This window comes from Cryobacterium sinapicolor, from assembly GCF_004403465.1.
GTDB classification, from domain to species: Bacteria; Actinomycetota; Actinomycetes; order Actinomycetales; family Microbacteriaceae; genus Cryobacterium; species Cryobacterium sinapicolor.
Window position 1 is genome coordinate 37259 of record NZ_SOGQ01000009.1, and the last position, 16206, is coordinate 53464.

Sequence of the window (16206 nt, forward strand, 5' to 3'; positions counted from 1 at the left end):
TCCTCATTCGACAGTTGCCAGTGGCAGGCACTGGAGGCCGGGCGGCCGCGGACCGCCAGACGAGCCAGGCGGGTGTTCGCGGGCGGGTGCCGGGCTCGGCTGTCGCTCCATGCCGCCGGTCAGAATGCCGACGGCAACGATTGAAAAGACTCTAACAAGCACGCCCGAGGCGGGGCAGGTCCGTGACGGAATGTGTCACGAACCCACACCGGAGCGGCATGGGAGAGCCGGAGGAGTGCGGGAGGAATGCGGGAGGAGTGCGCAAAACGGCATGCTGAAGCCCGCCGTGTTACGGAGCAGCGCCGCCGAAGCCGGTGGCGGTCAGCCGGCGACAGCCGGCCGGACGGCGAACGGCTCGAACTGGGCCTGGATCTCCTTCGTCACGAGCGCCGTGACCTGGGTGCCGGTCTCGGCGTACAAGGTGTCGAGCACAGTGCCCTGCTCGTGCAGCACCGCGATCAGGTCGCCCCGCTCATAGGGGATCAGCAACTCAAGCTTGATCGACGGCCGCGGCAGCAGATCGGAGATGGTCGCGAGCAGGTCCTCGATGCCCTCACCGGTGCGCGCCGAGACGAAGATGCCCTTCGGCCAGAGTCCACGCAGCAGGAGCCGGTCGTCGTCACCGACCAGGTCGCTCTTGTTGAAGACGACGATCTCGGGAATCTCCCGGGCGCCGACCTCGGCGATGACCTCACGCACGGTGGAGAGCTGGCTCGCCGGGTCCGGGTGCGAGCCGTCGACGACGTGCACGATGACGTCAGCGTCGGCGACCTCCTCGAGCGTCGACCGGAACGCCTCCACCAGCTGGTGGGGCAGGTTGCGCACAAACCCGACCGTGTCGGTCAGCGTGTAGAGGAGGCCGTCGGCCGTCGTCGACTTGCGCACCGTGGCGTCCAGGGTGGCGAACAGGGAGTTCTCCACCAGAACGCCGGCCCGGGTGATGCGGTTGAGCAGGCTCGACTTGCCGGCGTTGGTGTAACCGACGATGGCGACGGATGGCACGGCGTTGCGCTTGCGGTTGGCCCGCTTGGCTTCGCGGGCGGGTTTCATCTCGAGGATCTGCTTGCGGAGCCGGGACATCCGGGTGTGGATGCGCCGCCGGTCCAGCTCGATTTTGGTCTCACCGGGGCCGCGCGAGCCCATGCCGGCGCCCGCGCCACCCACCTGGCCACCGGCCTGGCGGGACATCGAGTCGCCCCAGCCGCGCAGGCGGGGAAGCAGGTATTCGAGCTGGGCGAGTTCGACCTGCGCCTTACCCTCACGGCTCTTGGCGTGCTGGCTGAAGATGTCAAGGATCACGGCAGTTCGGTCGATGACCTTCACCTTGACGACATCCTCGAGGGCGCGCCGCTGGCTGGGAGCGAGCTCGGTGTCGGCGATGACGGTGTCGGCTCCCATCGCCTTGACGATGCCGGCCACCTCTTCGGCCTTGCCCTTGCCGAGGTAGGTGCTGGCGTCGGGTTTGGCCCGGCGCTGCATGAGACCGTCGAGCACGGTGGCTCCGGCGGTTTCCGCCAGCGCGGCGAGTTCGCGCATGGAATTCTCGGCATCCGCGACGGTCCCGTGCGTGTACAGGCCGATCAAGACAACGTTCTCCAGCCGCAGCTGGCGGTACTCGACCTCGGTGACGTCCTCGAGCTCGGTGGAGAGGCTGGGCACGCGGCGCAACGCGTTGCGGTCCTCGCGGTCCTGCTGGAGGCCGTCATGACCCTCGTCGTCGTGTGACGCGCCGGATTCGGCCTGCAGGGCCTGCGCTGAGCCGCTGCGGAACAGCGAGTAGCCGGAAGCCTTGCTGTCGGCGCTGGCGAGCACGCGGGCGACCACGTCGTCGGTGTCGTCGGGCAGATTTGGTTCAGTCATCCTTTTAACAATAGTTCCTCGATGCACGGTAAGTTCCCTCTATGCCTTCCGACCACTACTTCACCCCGGCACCCGACAGCACCCTGAAACTCCGTCAGGTGACCGTGCACTTGCATGGTGCGGAACACGAGCTGACCACGGCCAATGCGGTCTTCAGCCCGGAGCACATCGACACCGGCACCCAGGTGCTCCTGAACAACGCGCCGACCCCGCCGCCCGGCGGCGATTTCCTCGACCTGGGCTGCGGCTGGGGTCCGATCAGCCTGCACCTGGCCCTCGCGTCACCCCGTGCCACGATCTGGGCCGTCGACGTGAATGAGCGGGCGCTCGATCTGGTGCGGCGAAACGCCGAGAAGCTTGGCCTCACCAACGTCACGGCGGTGCTGCCCGACCAGGTGCCCGAGCACGTGACCTTCCGTACCATCTGGTCGAATCCCCCGATCCGCGTCGGCAAGACCGAACTGCACTCCCTGCTGCGCACCTGGCTGCCGCGCCTGGAACCGGGTTCGGATGCCTGGCTCGTCGTGCAGCGCAACCTCGGCTCCGATTCCCTGCAGCGCTGGCTCGACGGCGACCTGCCCGACGAATTCAGCACCGCGCGGCACGCCATCAGCAAGGGCTTCCGGGTTCTGCGGGTCCAGCGCCAGGACTAGTCGCGCCCTGGTCCGGCGTCGAACCAATTCGACGGAGATTTTGGGTCAAACACCCGTTCCTGAGCCGTGGCGCGCTGTTCAGAGCAAAATCTCCGTCGAATTCGTTCGGGACTGAACCGCGTCGCGGTCCGCGGGCGACCCCGGGCACGGCTCAGCCGAGGCGGAAGACCCCGTCGAAGACGAGGTCCGCCGGGCCCGAGAGTGAGACGTGCTCGCCGTCCTCGGTCGGGAACATGCGCACGCCGAGCGTGCCGCCGGTGACCTCGACCTGCCACTGGTTGGGTGCACCCGCGCCGGCCCAGTGCCGGGTGGCGAGGGCCGCGGCGGCCGCACCGGTGCCGCAGGAGAGGGTTTCGCCGCTACCGCGCTCGTGCACGCGCATCCGGATATGGCCGACGCCGTTCACGACCAGCGGATCGCCCGGCAACACGAACTCGACGTTCGCGCCGGCCGCCGGGTCCGGGTCGATCTGGGGCACGAAGGTGAGATCGACGCCGGCGAGCTCGTCGTCGTCGGCGAGGGCCACGACCACGTGCGGGTTGCCCACGTTGATGCCGAGGCCGGGCCGGGCCACTGCCAGGTTCTTCGCCCGAACCAGCGGTTCCCCGCCGTCCAGGCGCCACCGGCCGAGGTCGACCTGATAGCCGTTCGCGCCGCGCTGCACGTCCCGCACTCCCCCGCGGGTGCCGATGCAGAGCGTGTCGCCTCGGTCGAGCGTGGCCAGACCCTGCTCCACCAGGAACCGCGTGTACACGCGGATGCCGTTGCCGCACATCTCGGACACCGTGCCGTCGGCGTTCCAGTAGTCCATGAACCATTCGGCAGCGTCGTCCTCGGCGAGAGCGGCCGCGCCGGCGGCCAGGCTGGTCGAGCGCACGGCCCGGATGATGCCGTCGCCGCCGATGCCGAAGCGGCGGTCGCAGATCGCGCGGATCTGGCTCGGGGTGGGCTCGATCTGCCCGTCAGGGTCGGAGAAGAGCACGAAGTCGTTCCCGGTGCCGTGGCCCTTGGTGAAGTTCAGATCAATACCCATGCCGTCCAGTTTAGGAGGCCGGGTCGGTCGCCCAGTGCTCGGCCGGCTGCCCCGGGTGGCCCAGGCGGGCGATCGCCTCGTCCACCCGGCCGGGCGAGTCGGAGTCGATCCAGTGGGTGTGCGGGGAGCGCTTGAACCAGCTCACCTGCCGTCTCGCGTACCGGCGGGTGATCTGCTGCGTCTCCTGGATGGCCTCCGCCTGGCTGAGGCTGCCGGTCAGTTGCCCGAGGGCCTGGGCGTAGCCGATGGCCCGGCTGGCGGTGACACCGGTCTCGATTCCACTCGGGATCAGCCCGCGCACCTCCTCGACGAGCCCCCGGGCCCACATGCCAACCACCCGGGCGTCGAGGCGCGGGGTGAGCTGGGCGCGCTGGGCGCGGAGGCCCAGGGTGATTGCGGGCATCCAGTAGACGGGTTCGTCGGGCAGCGCGGCGGTGTGCGGCCCCCCGGTCAGCTCCACGACCTCCAGGGCGCGCACGAGGCGTCGGCCATTGCTGGCGCCGATGCGGGACGCGGCGACCGAGTCCACGGCCTTCAGCCGGGTGTACAGCGCGCCGGGGCCCTGCTCGGTCAGCTCAGCCTCGAGGCGGGCGCGCAGCGCGGTATCCGTGCCGGGGAACCGGAAGTCATAGACCACGGCGGACACGTAGAGGCCCGAACCGCCGACCAGGATGGGCACGTTTCCGCGCGACACGATGCCGCTGATCGCGGCGCGGGCCTCCGTCTGGTAGCGCGCGACGGTGGCCTCGTCGGTGACCTGGAGCACGTCGAGCAGGTGGTGCGGGATGCCGCGGCGCTCCGGAACGGTGAGCTTGGCCGTGCCGATGTCCATGCCGCGGTAGAGCTGCATGGCGTCGGCGTTGACGATCTCAGCCGCCCGGCCGGAGGTGGTCAGGCGTTCGGCGACGTCGAGGGACAAATCGGACTTGCCGGTGCCGGTGGGGCCGACGATGACGATCAGAGTGGGGTGGGCGTCCGCCGCCTCAGAACCGGTCGCCGAGTTCACACCGGGCACCTGCCTAGCGCTCCCCGTCGGTGACGTCGTAGATCGGCGTGGTGCTGGAACCGCTCGCCGCGGGCGGACCCACGCGCGGGTCGGGTAGACGCGGGTCTTGTTGGCGCGGGTCTCGTTGGCGCGGGTCTCGTTGGCGCGGGTCTCGTTGGCGCGGGTCTCGTTGGCGTGGGTCTCGTTGGCGCAGTGTGGGCAGGCCGAGGGACACCGAGCCGGGAGCCCCAGCCGCCCCGCCGTGGCTGGGCACACCGCAGGACTCCGCTTCGAGGCGATCCCAGGCGTCGCCGGCGATGGTGCGACGGATGCGCAGCGGCGCCCCGTCGCCCGAGTCGGCGATCAGGTGGAACGGGGCCGCCTGGGTGACCGTGACGGTGACCAGGTCGCCCGGCCGGGGTAACTCGGACCCCTCCGGCACGTCGAAATGCACGAGGCGGCTGTCGAGGGCACGGCCACTCAGCCGATGAGTGTCGGCGTCCTTGCGGCCCTCGCCGTTGGCGACGAGCAGTTCGACCTCGCGGCCGACCACGGCTTGGTTCTCTTCCCAGGAGATGCGTTCCTGCACGGCCGCGAGGCGCTCATAGCGGTCCTGCACGACATCCTTGGGCACCTGGTCAGGCATCGTCGCGGCCGGCGTTCCGGGGCGGACGGAGTACTGGAACGTGAAGGCGGTCGCGAACCGGGCCAGCTCCACGACCCGCAGGGTCTCCTGGAAGTCCTCCTCGGTCTCGCCGGGGAAGCCGACGATGATGTCGGTGCTGATCGCCGCGTGCGGCATCTGGGCGCGCACCCGGTCGAGGATGCCGAGGAACCGCGCCGAACGGTAGGAGCGGCGCATGGACTTGAGGATGCGGTCTGACCCGGACTGCAGGGGCATGTGCAGCTGGGGCATGACCGACGGCGTCTCGGCCATGGCGTCGATCACGTCGTCGGTGAAGGCCGCCGGGTGCGGGCTGGTGAAACGGATGCGTTCCAAGCCCTCGATCGTGCCGGCCGCGCGCAGCAGCTTGCCGAACGCGAGGCGGTCGCCGAACTCGACCCCGTAGGAGTTGACGTTCTGGCCGAGCAGGGTGACCTCGATGGCCCCGTCGTCGACGAGGGCCTGGATTTCGGCGAGGATCTCGCCGGGGCGGCGGTCCTTTTCCTTGCCGCGGAGGGCGGGCACGATGCAAAACGTGCAGGTGTTGTTGCAGCCGACGGAGATGGAGACCCAGCCGCTGTAGCTCGAGTCCCGCTTGGTGGGGAGGGTCGAGGGGAAGGTCTCGAGGGAGTCGAGGATTTCCAGCTGGGCTTCACCGTTGTGCCGGGCGCGTTCGAGCATGCTCGGCAGGGAGCCCATGTTGTGCGTGCCGAAGACGACGTCGACCCACGGCGCCTTCTCGAGGATGACGTCCTTGTCCTTCTGGGCCAGGCAGCCGCCGACGGCGATCTGCATGCCGTCGTGGCGGCGCTTGACCGAGGCCAGTTGCCCGAGATTGCCGTAGAGCTTGTTGTCCGCGTTCTCGCGCACGGCACAGGTGTTCAGCACGACGATGTCGGCTTCCTCGCCGTCGGCCGGCACGTAGCCGGCCGCTTCGAGCGACCCGCTGAGCCGTTCGGAGTCGTGCACGTTCATCTGGCAGCCGAAGGTGCGCACCTCATAGGTGCGAGAGCGGCCCTGCGCGTCGTGCGCGGCCTCGCTCGGAGCGATCAGAGTCGGTGCGCTCAGGGCGGCGGTAAGGAGCTCCGAGGTGCGCAGGGCCGACTGCTGCGGGTTCAGCGTCTCGGCGCCGGACAATGGGGACATAGCGGTGCTGCGGGTCATAGTGGATACCAGCTTACGCGTGGCACCTCCGAAACCGGGCCGGGTTGCCCCGGCCCGCTTCCTACTGGAACCGCACCCGGGATGGAGAGCCGCCGCGGGAGGCCAGGGCGGCCTTCACCGCCACGCGAACGATGGACGAGGAATACCCCTTGCGCATCAGGAACGCATTGAGCCGGCGGTCGATGGTCTGGTCGTCGAGCCGCCCGAGCTGCCCCACCCGCTTGATGGCGATTTCGATGGCCCGTTCCGTCTCGTCGTCGGGCATCTCGTCGAGCTTCGACAGGATGAGATCCTGATCGAGTCCGCGGCGGCGCATCTCGGCCTGCACGCCGGAGCGCCCCAGCCCCTTACGCTCGTGGTGGCTGTGCACGATCTGATCGGCGAGACGGCCCTCGTCGATGTACGACAGCTCGGTGAAGCGCTCGATGATCTCTTCGATCTCGTGCTCGGCGACCTCCGTGCCGGCCAGCACCGTGCGTGCCTCGGACGCCGATAGGCTGCGGCCGCGCAGACGCTGCCGCAGCACCCCTTCGGCATGCTCGCGATCATCAGCGGCACGGGCAACCAGGCTCTCGGGGGTCTCGTCCGGGGCCTCGTCCTCGGTCTCGTCGTCGGTCTCGTCATCGCCCTCGGCGAACCTCTCGACGCCGAACTCCTCATCGCCGGCCCCGGTCGGTGCCGCCGGAGCGCCGCCGCCGAGGTACGTGACCGGAGCCAGTCGCTCGGCGGCGATGAGATTCGCCTCGGCCTCGGCAGCGGCGGGCTCGACTGCCCGTGCCGCGGCGGTGCCGCGTGCCGCGCTCTTGCGGCGTGCCGCACTCAGCGACGCGACCTTGTCGGTCGGCTCGGGGTGGACCATGCGCTACGCCCCCTTGCGTGCGGCGAGCTTGGCCTGGAGGGACTCGGCCTTCGCCGCGGCCGTTTCCTTGGCTGCCGCCGCGGTCACCAGGGCCGCCGCGGCGTCGATTGCCGCCTGAGCCTTCTTGGCCGCCGCACCCTCGGGGCTGATCCCGAGCTTGAAGAGGATCTTCTTTTCGATCTCGTTGGCCATCTCCGCTTCGCGCAGCAGGAAATTGCGCGAGTTCTCCTTGCCCTGGCCCAGCTGGTCGCCGTCGTAGGTGTACCAGGCACCGGACTTTTTGACGATGCCGTGTTCGACACCGAAGTCGATCAGGCTGCCCTCGCGGGAGATGCCGATCCCGTAGATGATGTCGAATTCCGCCTGCTTGAAGGGCGGCGCCATCTTGTTCTTGACGACCTTCACCCTGGTGCGGTTTCCGACGGCCTCGGTGCCGTCTTTCAGGGTCTCGATGCGACGGATGTCGAGGCGCACCGACGCGTAAAACTTGAGCGCCTTGCCGCCGGCGGTGGTCTCGGGGCTGCCGAAGAAGACGCCGATCTTCTCGCGCAGCTGGTTGATGAAGATCATGGTGGTGTTGGTCTGGCTGAGCCCGCCGGTGAGCTTGCGCAGGGCCTGGGACATCAGCCGGGCCTGGAGGCCGACGTGGGAGTCGCCCATCTCGCCCTCGATCTCGGCGCGGGGTACCAGCGCGGCGACGGAGTCGATCACGATCAGGTCGATGGACCCGCTTCGCACGAGCATGTCGGCGATCTCCAGTGCCTGCTCGCCCGTGTCGGGCTGGGAGACGAGGAGGGCGTCGATGTCGACACCGAGCTTGCGGGCATATTCGGGGTCCAGCGCGTGCTCGGCGTCGATGAACGCGGCGATGCCGCCGTTCTTTTGGGCGTTGGCGATGGCGTGCAGGGTGAGGGTGGTCTTTCCCGAGGACTCCGGGCCGTAGATCTCCACGATGCGGCCGCGGGGCAGGCCGCCTATGCCGAGGGCCACGTCCAGCGCGATGGATCCCGTGGAGATCGTTTCGACGGGGGCGCGTTCGTCGCTGCCCAAACGCATGATCGAACCCTTGCCGAACTGGCGGTCGATGGCCGCGAGGGCGGTGTCGAGTGCCTTTTCGCGATCTGCTGTTGATGCCATGAGTGGTCTCCTTCGGTCGTGCGTTTCGGCGCCTATAGGCTGTCGCATGCGGCTACCGGGAAGACCCCGACACCCGCGTTCAACAAGGCATGTGCTCTCTGTCGATGACAAAACCCGACTGTACGCGGCACGTCCGACACAGGCCGGAACGGACAACGGCAGTGGATAAGCCGTCTTCGACTCCTGCTGTGGAGGAGCATATCAAAATGCGAACACGCATTCGAGGATCTCCGGTATTCCAGGGCGTGTCGGTCGACAGCTAGCCGCGCGCGGCGGGGAGACCGGCGCCGTACCAGCGGGCCTTCGGGACATCCGTCTCGGCGCAGAGGGCCAGCCAGACGTCGCGCGCCGAAGCACCGCCGGCCAGAGCCTGGTCGGCGGTGCATCCGAACGGAGTCAGGATGAGATCGTGAGTGAGGACTCGGCCGTAGCCGTCGCCGAACTCGTCACTCAGGGCCTGACGGAACTCACTCAGTCGCATGGGGTGGGACTAGCGCACCATCATGCCGTCATAGTTGGCCACGAGTTCGTCGGGAACAGTGTCGGGGAACCTGTCGATTCCCTCGATGATGGCCAGACGATCGCCGACTTCCCGCATGATGACCGAGATCGGGGTCTCCAAAGCCTCTGCAACGGAAGCCAGAATCTCAGAAGACGCTTCCTTCTGGCCACGCTCCACCTCGCTCAGATATCCCAGGGCCACGCTGGCCTTGCTGGCTACCTGACGGAGTGTGCGCCCTTTCTGCAGGCGGAAGTCCCTGAGCACATCGCCGATTTCCTGTCGAACAAGAATCATCGGAACCTCCTTCTCGTACTGATTAAGTATTGCTCATCAAGTACTGCTTGATACTTTTGGCGCCCACTCGACCGGGTGGCTTCGTGTGTTGGATCGCAAGAGTACTACAACCTCGAACACCCTGACACTACCGATAACGACTGGGCTTTTCTTGTGAATACGCTCGGTGTAACCGAGGATTTCGGGGAACTATTCCACCGAGTCACGGGCTAACAGCTGCCACACAGCTTCGACGGCCGCGGCCACCGAAGCCGCTCGAATGGCGGCCCTGTCGCCGTGCAGCCGGAGCGGGATGACCGACGCCGCTCCCCCGTGGGCGAGCCCGAGGAACACGGTTCCCGGCTCCTGGCCGCCCTGGCCGTCTGGACCTGCCACACCCGTCGTGGCGACACCGATGTCCGCGGGCCTGCCGTCGACGGCCAGCCGCAGGCGCACACCCTCGGCCATCTGCCGGGCGACCTGCGGATGCACCGGGCCGTGCTCCGTGAGCAGGGCCGCGTCGACGCCGAGGAGGGTGTGTTTCAGCGCGGTCTGGTAGGCCACCACTCCCCCGTTGACGACGACGGATGCGCCGGGGATGCGGATGAGTTCGGCGGCCAGGGCGCCGCCGGTCAGGGACTCGGCCACGGCGATGGTGAGCCCGCGGCGGGTGAGCTCCGCGATGACGCGCGCCGTGGCAGGCGTCACACCGGCCATGTCGGCGGCCACCGGATCAGCCACGGTCGTGTTGGAGACGGTTCTCGCGGCGCGCGGCGATGAGGTAGTCGAGGCCGGTGACGACGGTGACGATGAGAGCGAGGGCCATCGCAGTCCAGTTGACCCAGTAGATCCAGTCGCCGAACAGCAGCCAGAGCGGCACGAGGGCGAGGGAGATCGCCACGGACTGCAGCACGGTCTTGAGTTTGCCACCCCGCGAGGCGGGGATGACGCGGTCCTTCAGCATGACGAAACGGAACACCGTGATGCCGATCTCGCGCACGAGGATGACGATGGTCACCCACCACCACAGCTCGCCCAGGATGGAGAGGCAGACCAGGGCTCCACCGGTGAGCACCTTGTCGGCGATCGGATCGAGGATCTTGCCCAGATCGGTGACCAGGTTGTGGCGGCGGGCGATGGCCCCGTCGATCCCGTCGGTGGCGATGGCCACGATGAACAGCGCGGCCGCCCACCAGCGAAGCGCGCCGTCCTGGCCGGCGTCGGCGAGGAGCATCCAGATGAAGAGCGGGGCGAGCAGGATGCGCACGACCGTGATCAGGTTCGGGAGATTCCAGTTGCTGGGCCGGGCGACCGGCGTGGATGGTGTGGCCATGGGTCAGTCCCTGTCGGTCAGTTGCCAGGCGTCTTCATCGGGGGATGCGTCTTCTCCAGGGTACCCCTCCGACATTTTGGCCACCGGGTCGTCGGCATATCGTGGATCGGGCGGGCCAGGTGTGTGCTGCGCGGCGGACTGATGGGCAGCGGAGGCCTGCGCGCTGGCGGTGGCGGCGTGATGTTCGGCGTCGGAGCCGCGCAGCAGGGCCAGCACACCGGGCAGCTGCTCCACGGAGACGAGCACGTCTCGTGCCTTCGATCCCTCGGAGGGTCCAACGATTTCGCGGGACTCGAGCAGGTCCATCAGGCGACCTGCCTTGGCGAAGCCGACCCTGAGCTTGCGCTGCAGCATCGAGGTGGACCCGAATTGGGTCGACACGACCAGTTCCGCAGCGGCGAGGAGCACCTCGAGATCGTCTCCGATGTCGGAGTCGATCTCTTTGCGGGGGGCGACCATGGAGACATCCGGCCGGTAGTCGGGGCGGGCCTGCAGGGTGACGTGTTTGACGACGCGTTCGATTTCGGCCTCGTTCACCCAGGCGCCCTGCACGCGGATGGCCTTGGAGGCTCCCATCGGCAGGAAGAGGGCATCGCCCTGACCGATCAACTTGTCGGCACCCGGCTGGTCGAGGATGACCCGGGAGTCGGTGACGCTGGTCACGGCGAAGGCGAGGCGGGAGGGCACGTTGGCCTTGATCAGACCTGTCACGACATCGACGCTGGGGCGCTGGGTGGCGAGCACGAGGTGGATGCCCGAGGCACGGGCCAGCTGGGTGATGCGCACGATCGAGTCTTCGACGTCGCGCGGGGCCACCATCATCAGGTCGGCGAGCTCGTCGACGACGACCAGAAGGTAGGGATACGGCTTGAGGCTGCGCAGGCTGCCGGCCGGGAGCACGATCTCGTTGCTGACGACGGCCTTGTTGAAGTCGTCGATGTGGCGGAATCCGAAGCTGGCCAGGTCGTCGTAACGCATGTCCATCTCCTTCACCACCCACTGCAGCGCCTCGGCGGCTTTTTTCGGGCTGGTGATGATGGGCGTGATCAGGTGCGGAACCCCGGCGTAGGCAGCCAGCTCGACCCGCTTCGGGTCGATAAGCACCATGCGCACGTCGCTCGGCTTGGCCCGCATGAGCAGGCTCGTGATCATGGAGTTGACGAAGCTGGACTTGCCGGATCCGGTGGAACCGGCGACCAGAAGGTGAGGCATCTTGGCGAGGTTGGCGAGCACGAAACCACCGCCGACGTCCTTCCCGACGCCGATGGTCATCGGGTGGGTGCTGTTCGAAGCCGCCGGGGAGCGGAGCACGTCACCGAGGGTGACGATTTCGCGGTCGGTGTTCGGGATCTCGATGCCGATCGCGCTCTTGCCCGGGATGGGCGACAGGATGCGCACCTCGTTGGAGGCGACGGCGTAGGAGAGGTTCTTACTCAGCGCGGTGACCCGTTCCACCTTGACGCCGGGGCCGAGCTGGATTTCGTATTGGGTGACTGTGGGGCCGCGGGAGAACCCGGTGACCTTCGCGTCGACCTGGAACTGGCTCAGCACCTCGGTGATGGACTTGACGATCTCGTCGTTGGCCGCCGAGCGGGCCTTGGCCGGCGGGCCCTTGGTGAGGGTCGTGTCCGAGGGCAGCAGGTAGGGTGCGGCGGGCTGGTCCGAGGCCGGCGACACGGGGGGTGCGAGGGACAGCGGCGCGTCGGTCGACCCGGCGGCGCCACCGGCCGCGGCCCCGTCGAGCTCGTCGAAGCCGGGCAGCACCTCGGTCAGGCCGGTCTGGTCGTCGGCCAGGAGGCCGGTCGAGGAGCCCTTCGGCAGGTCGATCGCGCCCGTGAAGCGTTTGAGGGCGTCTTCGGCCCGGAGTAGCTCTTCAAGGACCTCGGTGCCGTAGTGGTCCACGGTGGGGCCCGGGGGCGTCGGCGTCGTCTCGAGGGCGGTGTCGAAGCTGCCACGTTTGTCGCCGCCGAGCAGGGTGTGCAGCGGGTCGGCGCCGTGCGGGCCCGCGGTGCTCGGGTCGTCGGACAGCGCCCTGGCTCCGCTCGGGCTGAGCGGCCCGGCGAAGTCGGGGTCCTCCTCGCGCTTGCTGGTGTTGCGCCGCCACCAGGGCAGCACCCCGGGATCATCGGCGTCGTCGTCGACTCCGTCGAGTTCGACCTGCACGGCCTTCTCGTGCTTGGCGTCCCTGGCGGCGGCGCGCTCCTCCGGATCGGGCAGTTGGGCGCCGAACAGCCAGGCGTAGAGCTCGCGGCTGCGTTCGCCGATGCGGTTGGGCGGGGTCTTGGTGATGATGAAGAGGCTCAGGGTGAGCAACAGGATGACGACGATGGTGGCGCCGATCGACGTGGTCAGGTAGATCAGGGGCGCGGCGATCATCCAGCCGATGACGCCGCCCGCCAGCGCGAGGGTCTCCATGCCGTCGCTGGGGGCAGGCTGGCCGCCGAAGATGTGGCAGAGGCCCGACACTGAGACGAGCAACACGGACAGTCCGATGCCGATGCGGCCGTTGTCATGCACTGAACTGGGCTTGCGGAACAGCCAGAGCGCGAAGAGCAGCATGATCACGGGCAGGGCGAACGCGACGCGCCCGAACCAGCCACCGAAGGTCCAGGCGTCGAGGGTCTGGGCGACGGCGTTGTTGATCAGGAACCACTCGATCACGGCGCCGGCGATCGACAGCAGCACGAGGAAGAAGGGCAGTCCGTCACGGCGCTCCTCCTTGGAGAGCTTCTCCGGGCCGAGGGCTCGGGCGGCGCCGCCGGTGACGTGGGCCAGGGCCATCCAGGACCGGACGAACAGGCTCGGCTTGACCTCCACCGCGGTGAACTTGACCGTCTTCTGGGCACTGGTACGGGCGGCGGGCTTCCGCGCCGGGGTGCCGCGCGCAGGCGTGCCGCGGGCGCGACCGTTCGACTTAGTGCTCGTAGCCATGCGACTACGGTACTTCGAACCCCCGACATTAGGGTGCAGGCACGCCAAAACGCCTGCGGGCGGCGATCACCGGCGAGGAGCCGGAATCGATCGGATGCGCGGCATCCGTCGCCCCGACCGGATCAGGCCTCGATCACCAGGGGAACGATCATCGGGCGGCGGCGGAAGGCGGTGTTCACCCAGCGGCCGACCGTGCGACGCACGATCTGCTGCAGGGCGAACGGGTCTCGCACCCCGTGTTCGGCGGCCTCGGCCAGGGCCGCGGCGATCTTCGGGCGCACGGCGTCGAATACGGAGTCGTCTTCGGCGAAGCCCTTCGCGTGGATCTCCGGCCCGACGATCACCTTGCCGGTGGCGGCGTCGACCACGATGATGATCGAGATGAACCCCTCCTCGGCGAGGGTGCGGCGGTCCTTGAGGTCGGCCTCGGTGATCTCGCCGACGGTGGAGCCGTCGACGTAGACGTAGCCGAGGTCGAGCTGGCCGACCTTGGTGGCCACGCCGTCCTTGAGGTCGATGACGGTGCCGTCCTCGGCCAGGAGCACGTTTCCCTCGGGCACACCGGTCTGCATCGCGAGCTTCGCGTTGGCGACCAGGTGCCGGTATTCGCCGTGCACGGGCAGCACGTTCTTCGGTTTCAGGATGTTGTAGCAGTAGGTCAGTTCCCCGGCGGCGGCGTGCCCGGAGACGTGCACCTTCGCGTTGCCCTTGTGCACGACCGCGGCACCGAGCTTGGTCAGGCCGTCGATGATGCGGTAGACCGCGTTCTCGTTGCCGGGGATCAGGCTGGAAGCCAGGATGACGGTGTCGCCGGGACCGACCTCGATTTGATGGTCCTGGTTCACCATCCGGCTGAGCACGGCCATCGGCTCACCCTGTGATCCCGTCGACATGTAGACGATCTTGTCACCCGCGATGTTGCCGGCCTTCTTGAAGTCGACCAGCACGCCCTCCGGCACCCGCAGGTGGCCGAGGTCCGCGGCGATGGTCATGTTGCGCACCATCGAGCGGCCCAGGAGTGCGACCCGGCGTCCGTTCGCGTGGGCGGCGTCGAGTACCTGCTGCACCCGGTGCACGTGGCTGGAGAAGCTGGCCACGATCACCCGCCGCGGAGCCCGGGCGATGACATCGTCGAGCACGGGGCCGATGGAGCGTTCCGTGGGGGTGAAGCCGGGGACATCCGCGTTGGTGGAATCGACCAGGAACAGGTCGACGCCCTCAGTGCCGAGGCGCGCGAATTCGCGCAGGTCGGTGAGGCGGTCATCGAGCGGCAGTTGGTCCATCTTGAAGTCGCCGGTGTGCAGCACCGTGCCGCCGACGGTCTTGATGGCCACGGCCAGGGCGTCGGGGATGGAGTGGTTCACGGCGACGAATTCGAGGTTGAACGGGCCAAGCCGTTCCTTCTGGCCTTCCCGGACCTGCAGCGTGTACGGGGTGATCTTATGTTCCTTGAGCTTCGCCTCGATGAAGGCGAGGGTCAGGCCCGAACCGATCAGCGGGATGTCCGCGCGCAGCTTCAAGAGGTAGGGGACGGCACCGATGTGGTCCTCGTGGCCGTGCGTGAGCACGACCGCGAGGATGTCGTCGAGGCGGTCCCGGATGGGGCTGAAGTCGGGCAGGATCAGGTCGACGCCCGGCTGGTGCTCCTCGGGGAACAGCACCCCGCAGTCGACGATCAGCAGCTTCCCGTCGATCTCGAACGTGGTCATGTTGCGGCCGATTTCGCCCAGGCCACCGATCGGCGTGATGCGGAGGGTTCCCGCCGCGAGCGGGGCCGGGTCGTACACGTCGATGGGCACAGGCCCTCCTCGGGGTTCGGTGGAGCGGTTAGCGTGTCGTTCCGGCGACCTTCGGCAGGGCGCCGCCGGCCGCGGCGTTGCGGTCCGGGCGGAAGTTGGAGAAGTCGACCCCGGGGATGTTCTTGACCAGGTCGATCTCGTCTTCGATCTGCGCGGCTTCCCACTCCTCCGGGCCGACCAGAGGCAGGCGTACCCGCGGGCTGTTGATACGGCCGAGGCCGTGCAGGATGTACTTGACCGCGACAGTACCCGGAACGTGCGTCATGCACGCCCGCACCAGCGGTTCGAGCTGTTGATGCGCCATGGTGGCCGCCTTCAGGTCCCCCGCGTTCACGGCGTCGACCATCTGGCGGTACGGGGTGGCGGCGATGTTCGCCGTGACGCCGATCAGCCCGGTCGCCCCGATCGAGAGGTGCGGCAGCACGTTGGGGTCGTCGCCGGAGAAGTACATCAGGTCGGTCTGGTTGAGCACGCGGCTGACCTGGGCCAGGTCGCCCTTGGCGTCCTTGACCGCGAGGATGTTCGGATGCTTCGCGGCCCGCAGGATCGTCTTGTATTCGATCGGGATGCCGGTGCGCCCGGGGATGTCGTAGAGGATGACGGGCAGATCCGTGGCATCCGCGATCATGCGGAAGTGGGTGAGCACGCCGGCTTGGGTGGGCTTGTTGTAGTACGGGGTGACGATCATGTTGCCGTCGGCGCCGGCCTTCTCGCTCTGTTTGGCGAGCTGCATGGCGTGCGCGGTCTCGTTGGAACCGCCTCCGGTGATGACCTTCGCGCGCCCGCTCGAGACATCCTTGGCGACCTCGACCAGACGGATCTTCTCCGGGTCGGTGAGGGTGGACGTCTCACCGGTGGTACCGGTGACGACGATGCCGTCGGCTCCAGCGTTGATGACGTCGTCGATGTGTTGGGCAACGCCCGCCCAGTCGACCTCGCCGTCGGCGGTGAAGGGAGTCACCAGGGCCACAAGGACCTGGCCGAAGGGATTCTGAGACATAGACACGAGAGAC

General features: G+C 68.1%; 14 protein-coding genes. 1 reads left to right on the forward strand and 13 read right to left on the reverse strand.

Going from position 1 to position 16206, the window contains the following annotated elements; genetic code table 11:
* Positions 1–321 precede the first annotated feature (321 nt).
* Positions 322–1860 carry a GTPase HflX gene (hflX, locus tag E3T28_RS00720; protein WP_134426942.1) on the reverse strand — a complete coding sequence of 513 codons (1539 nt, stop codon included), beginning with the start codon at positions 1858–1860 and terminating at the stop codon, positions 322–324.
* 41 nt (positions 1861–1901) lie between these two features.
* Here hflX and E3T28_RS00725 point away from each other — a divergent pair, with 41 nt between their 5' ends.
* Positions 1902–2513, forward strand: a complete 612-nt coding sequence (locus tag E3T28_RS00725) for a class I SAM-dependent methyltransferase (protein ID WP_134426944.1) — start codon at positions 1902–1904, stop codon at positions 2511–2513.
* Positions 2514–2664: 151 nt separating this feature from the next.
* On the opposite strand, the gene dapF is transcribed toward E3T28_RS00725, so the two are convergent.
* The 12 genes from dapF to dapA all read right to left on the reverse strand — a co-directional run bounded on the left by dapF (position 2665) and on the right by dapA (position 16199).
* Positions 2665–3546, reverse strand: a complete 882-nt coding sequence (gene dapF / locus E3T28_RS00730) for a diaminopimelate epimerase (RefSeq protein ID WP_134426946.1) — start codon at positions 3544–3546, stop codon at positions 2665–2667.
* Between the two features lie 10 nt (positions 3547–3556).
* Positions 3557–4552: a tRNA (adenosine(37)-N6)-dimethylallyltransferase MiaA gene (gene miaA, locus E3T28_RS00735; protein WP_241979103.1), complete on the reverse strand. Its 996-nt coding sequence runs from the start codon at positions 4550–4552 to the stop codon at positions 3557–3559.
* Positions 4553–4565: 13 nt separating this feature from the next.
* Positions 4566–6359: a tRNA (N6-isopentenyl adenosine(37)-C2)-methylthiotransferase MiaB gene (gene miaB / locus E3T28_RS00740; protein WP_241979104.1), complete on the reverse strand. Its 1794-nt coding sequence runs from the start codon at positions 6357–6359 to the stop codon at positions 4566–4568.
* A 61-nt stretch (positions 6360–6420) separates the two neighbouring features.
* Positions 6421–7218 (reverse strand): regulatory protein RecX, encoded by a 798-nt coding sequence (locus tag E3T28_RS00745; RefSeq protein ID WP_134426948.1) that lies wholly within the window; start codon positions 7216–7218, stop codon positions 6421–6423.
* Between the two features lie 3 nt (positions 7219–7221).
* Positions 7222–8355, reverse strand: a complete 1134-nt coding sequence (recA, locus tag E3T28_RS00755; protein WP_134426949.1) for a recombinase RecA — start codon at positions 8353–8355, stop codon at positions 7222–7224.
* A 259-nt stretch (positions 8356–8614) separates the two neighbouring features.
* On the reverse strand, positions 8615–8836 hold the full coding sequence (locus E3T28_RS00760; RefSeq protein ID WP_134426951.1) for a DUF3046 domain-containing protein: 222 nt from the start codon (positions 8834–8836) through the stop codon (positions 8615–8617).
* 9 nt (positions 8837–8845) lie between these two features.
* Positions 8846–9151, reverse strand: coding sequence for a helix-turn-helix domain-containing protein (locus E3T28_RS00765; protein ID WP_134426953.1), 306 nt, complete (start codon positions 9149–9151; stop codon positions 8846–8848).
* Between the two features lie 189 nt (positions 9152–9340).
* Entirely contained in the window at positions 9341–9847 is a 507-nt protein-coding gene (locus E3T28_RS00770; RefSeq protein WP_134427166.1) for a CinA family protein, read from the reverse strand.
* Positions 9848–9863: 16 nt separating this feature from the next.
* Positions 9864–10463, reverse strand: coding sequence for a CDP-diacylglycerol--glycerol-3-phosphate 3-phosphatidyltransferase (pgsA, locus tag E3T28_RS00775; protein ID WP_134426955.1), 600 nt, complete (start codon positions 10461–10463; stop codon positions 9864–9866).
* 3 nt (positions 10464–10466) lie between these two features.
* Positions 10467–13394 carry an FtsK/SpoIIIE family DNA translocase gene (locus E3T28_RS00780; protein ID WP_134426957.1) on the reverse strand — a complete coding sequence of 976 codons (2928 nt, stop codon included), beginning with the start codon at positions 13392–13394 and terminating at the stop codon, positions 10467–10469.
* 122 nt (positions 13395–13516) lie between these two features.
* A complete protein-coding gene (locus E3T28_RS00785) occupies positions 13517–15193 on the reverse strand; it encodes a ribonuclease J (protein ID WP_166786884.1) in 1677 nt (558 codons plus the stop codon).
* 28 nt (positions 15194–15221) lie between these two features.
* Complete coding sequence (gene dapA / locus E3T28_RS00790) at positions 15222–16199, reverse strand: 4-hydroxy-tetrahydrodipicolinate synthase (protein WP_134426959.1); 978 nt, start codon at positions 16197–16199, stop codon at positions 15222–15224.
* Positions 16200–16206 lie beyond the last annotated feature (7 nt).

What these genes read in the sequence shown, in the direction of transcription:
- miaB (WP_241979104.1), bottom strand. Translation starts at nt 6,359, where the DNA reads ATGACCCGCAGCACCGCTATGTCCCCATTGTCCGGCGCCGAGACGCTG.
- E3T28_RS00745 (WP_134426948.1), bottom strand. Translation starts at nt 7,218, where the DNA reads ATGGTCCACCCCGAGCCGACCGACAAGGTCGCGTCGCTGAGTGCGGCA.
- E3T28_RS00765 (WP_134426953.1), bottom strand. Translation starts at nt 9,151, where the DNA reads ATGATTCTTGTTCGACAGGAAATCGGCGATGTGCTCAGGGACTTCCGC.
- pgsA (WP_134426955.1), bottom strand. Translation starts at nt 10,463, where the DNA reads ATGGCCACACCATCCACGCCGGTCGCCCGGCCCAGCAACTGGAATCTC.
- hflX (WP_134426942.1), bottom strand. Translation starts at nt 1,860, where the DNA reads ATGACTGAACCAAATCTGCCCGACGACACCGACGACGTGGTCGCCCGC.
- E3T28_RS00770 (WP_134427166.1), bottom strand. Translation starts at nt 9,847, where the DNA reads ATGGCCGGTGTGACGCCTGCCACGGCGCGCGTCATCGCGGAGCTCACC.
- recA (WP_134426949.1), bottom strand. Translation starts at nt 8,355, where the DNA reads ATGGCATCAACAGCAGATCGCGAAAAGGCACTCGACACCGCCCTCGCG.
- E3T28_RS00780 (WP_134426957.1), bottom strand. Translation starts at nt 13,394, where the DNA reads ATGGCTACGAGCACTAAGTCGAACGGTCGCGCCCGCGGCACGCCTGCG.
- dapF (WP_134426946.1), bottom strand. Translation starts at nt 3,546, where the DNA reads ATGGGTATTGATCTGAACTTCACCAAGGGCCACGGCACCGGGAACGAC.
- E3T28_RS00725 (WP_134426944.1), top strand. Translation starts at nt 1,902, where the DNA reads ATGCCTTCCGACCACTACTTCACCCCGGCACCCGACAGCACCCTGAAA.
- E3T28_RS00760 (WP_134426951.1), bottom strand. Translation starts at nt 8,836, where the DNA reads ATGCGACTGAGTGAGTTCCGTCAGGCCCTGAGTGACGAGTTCGGCGAC.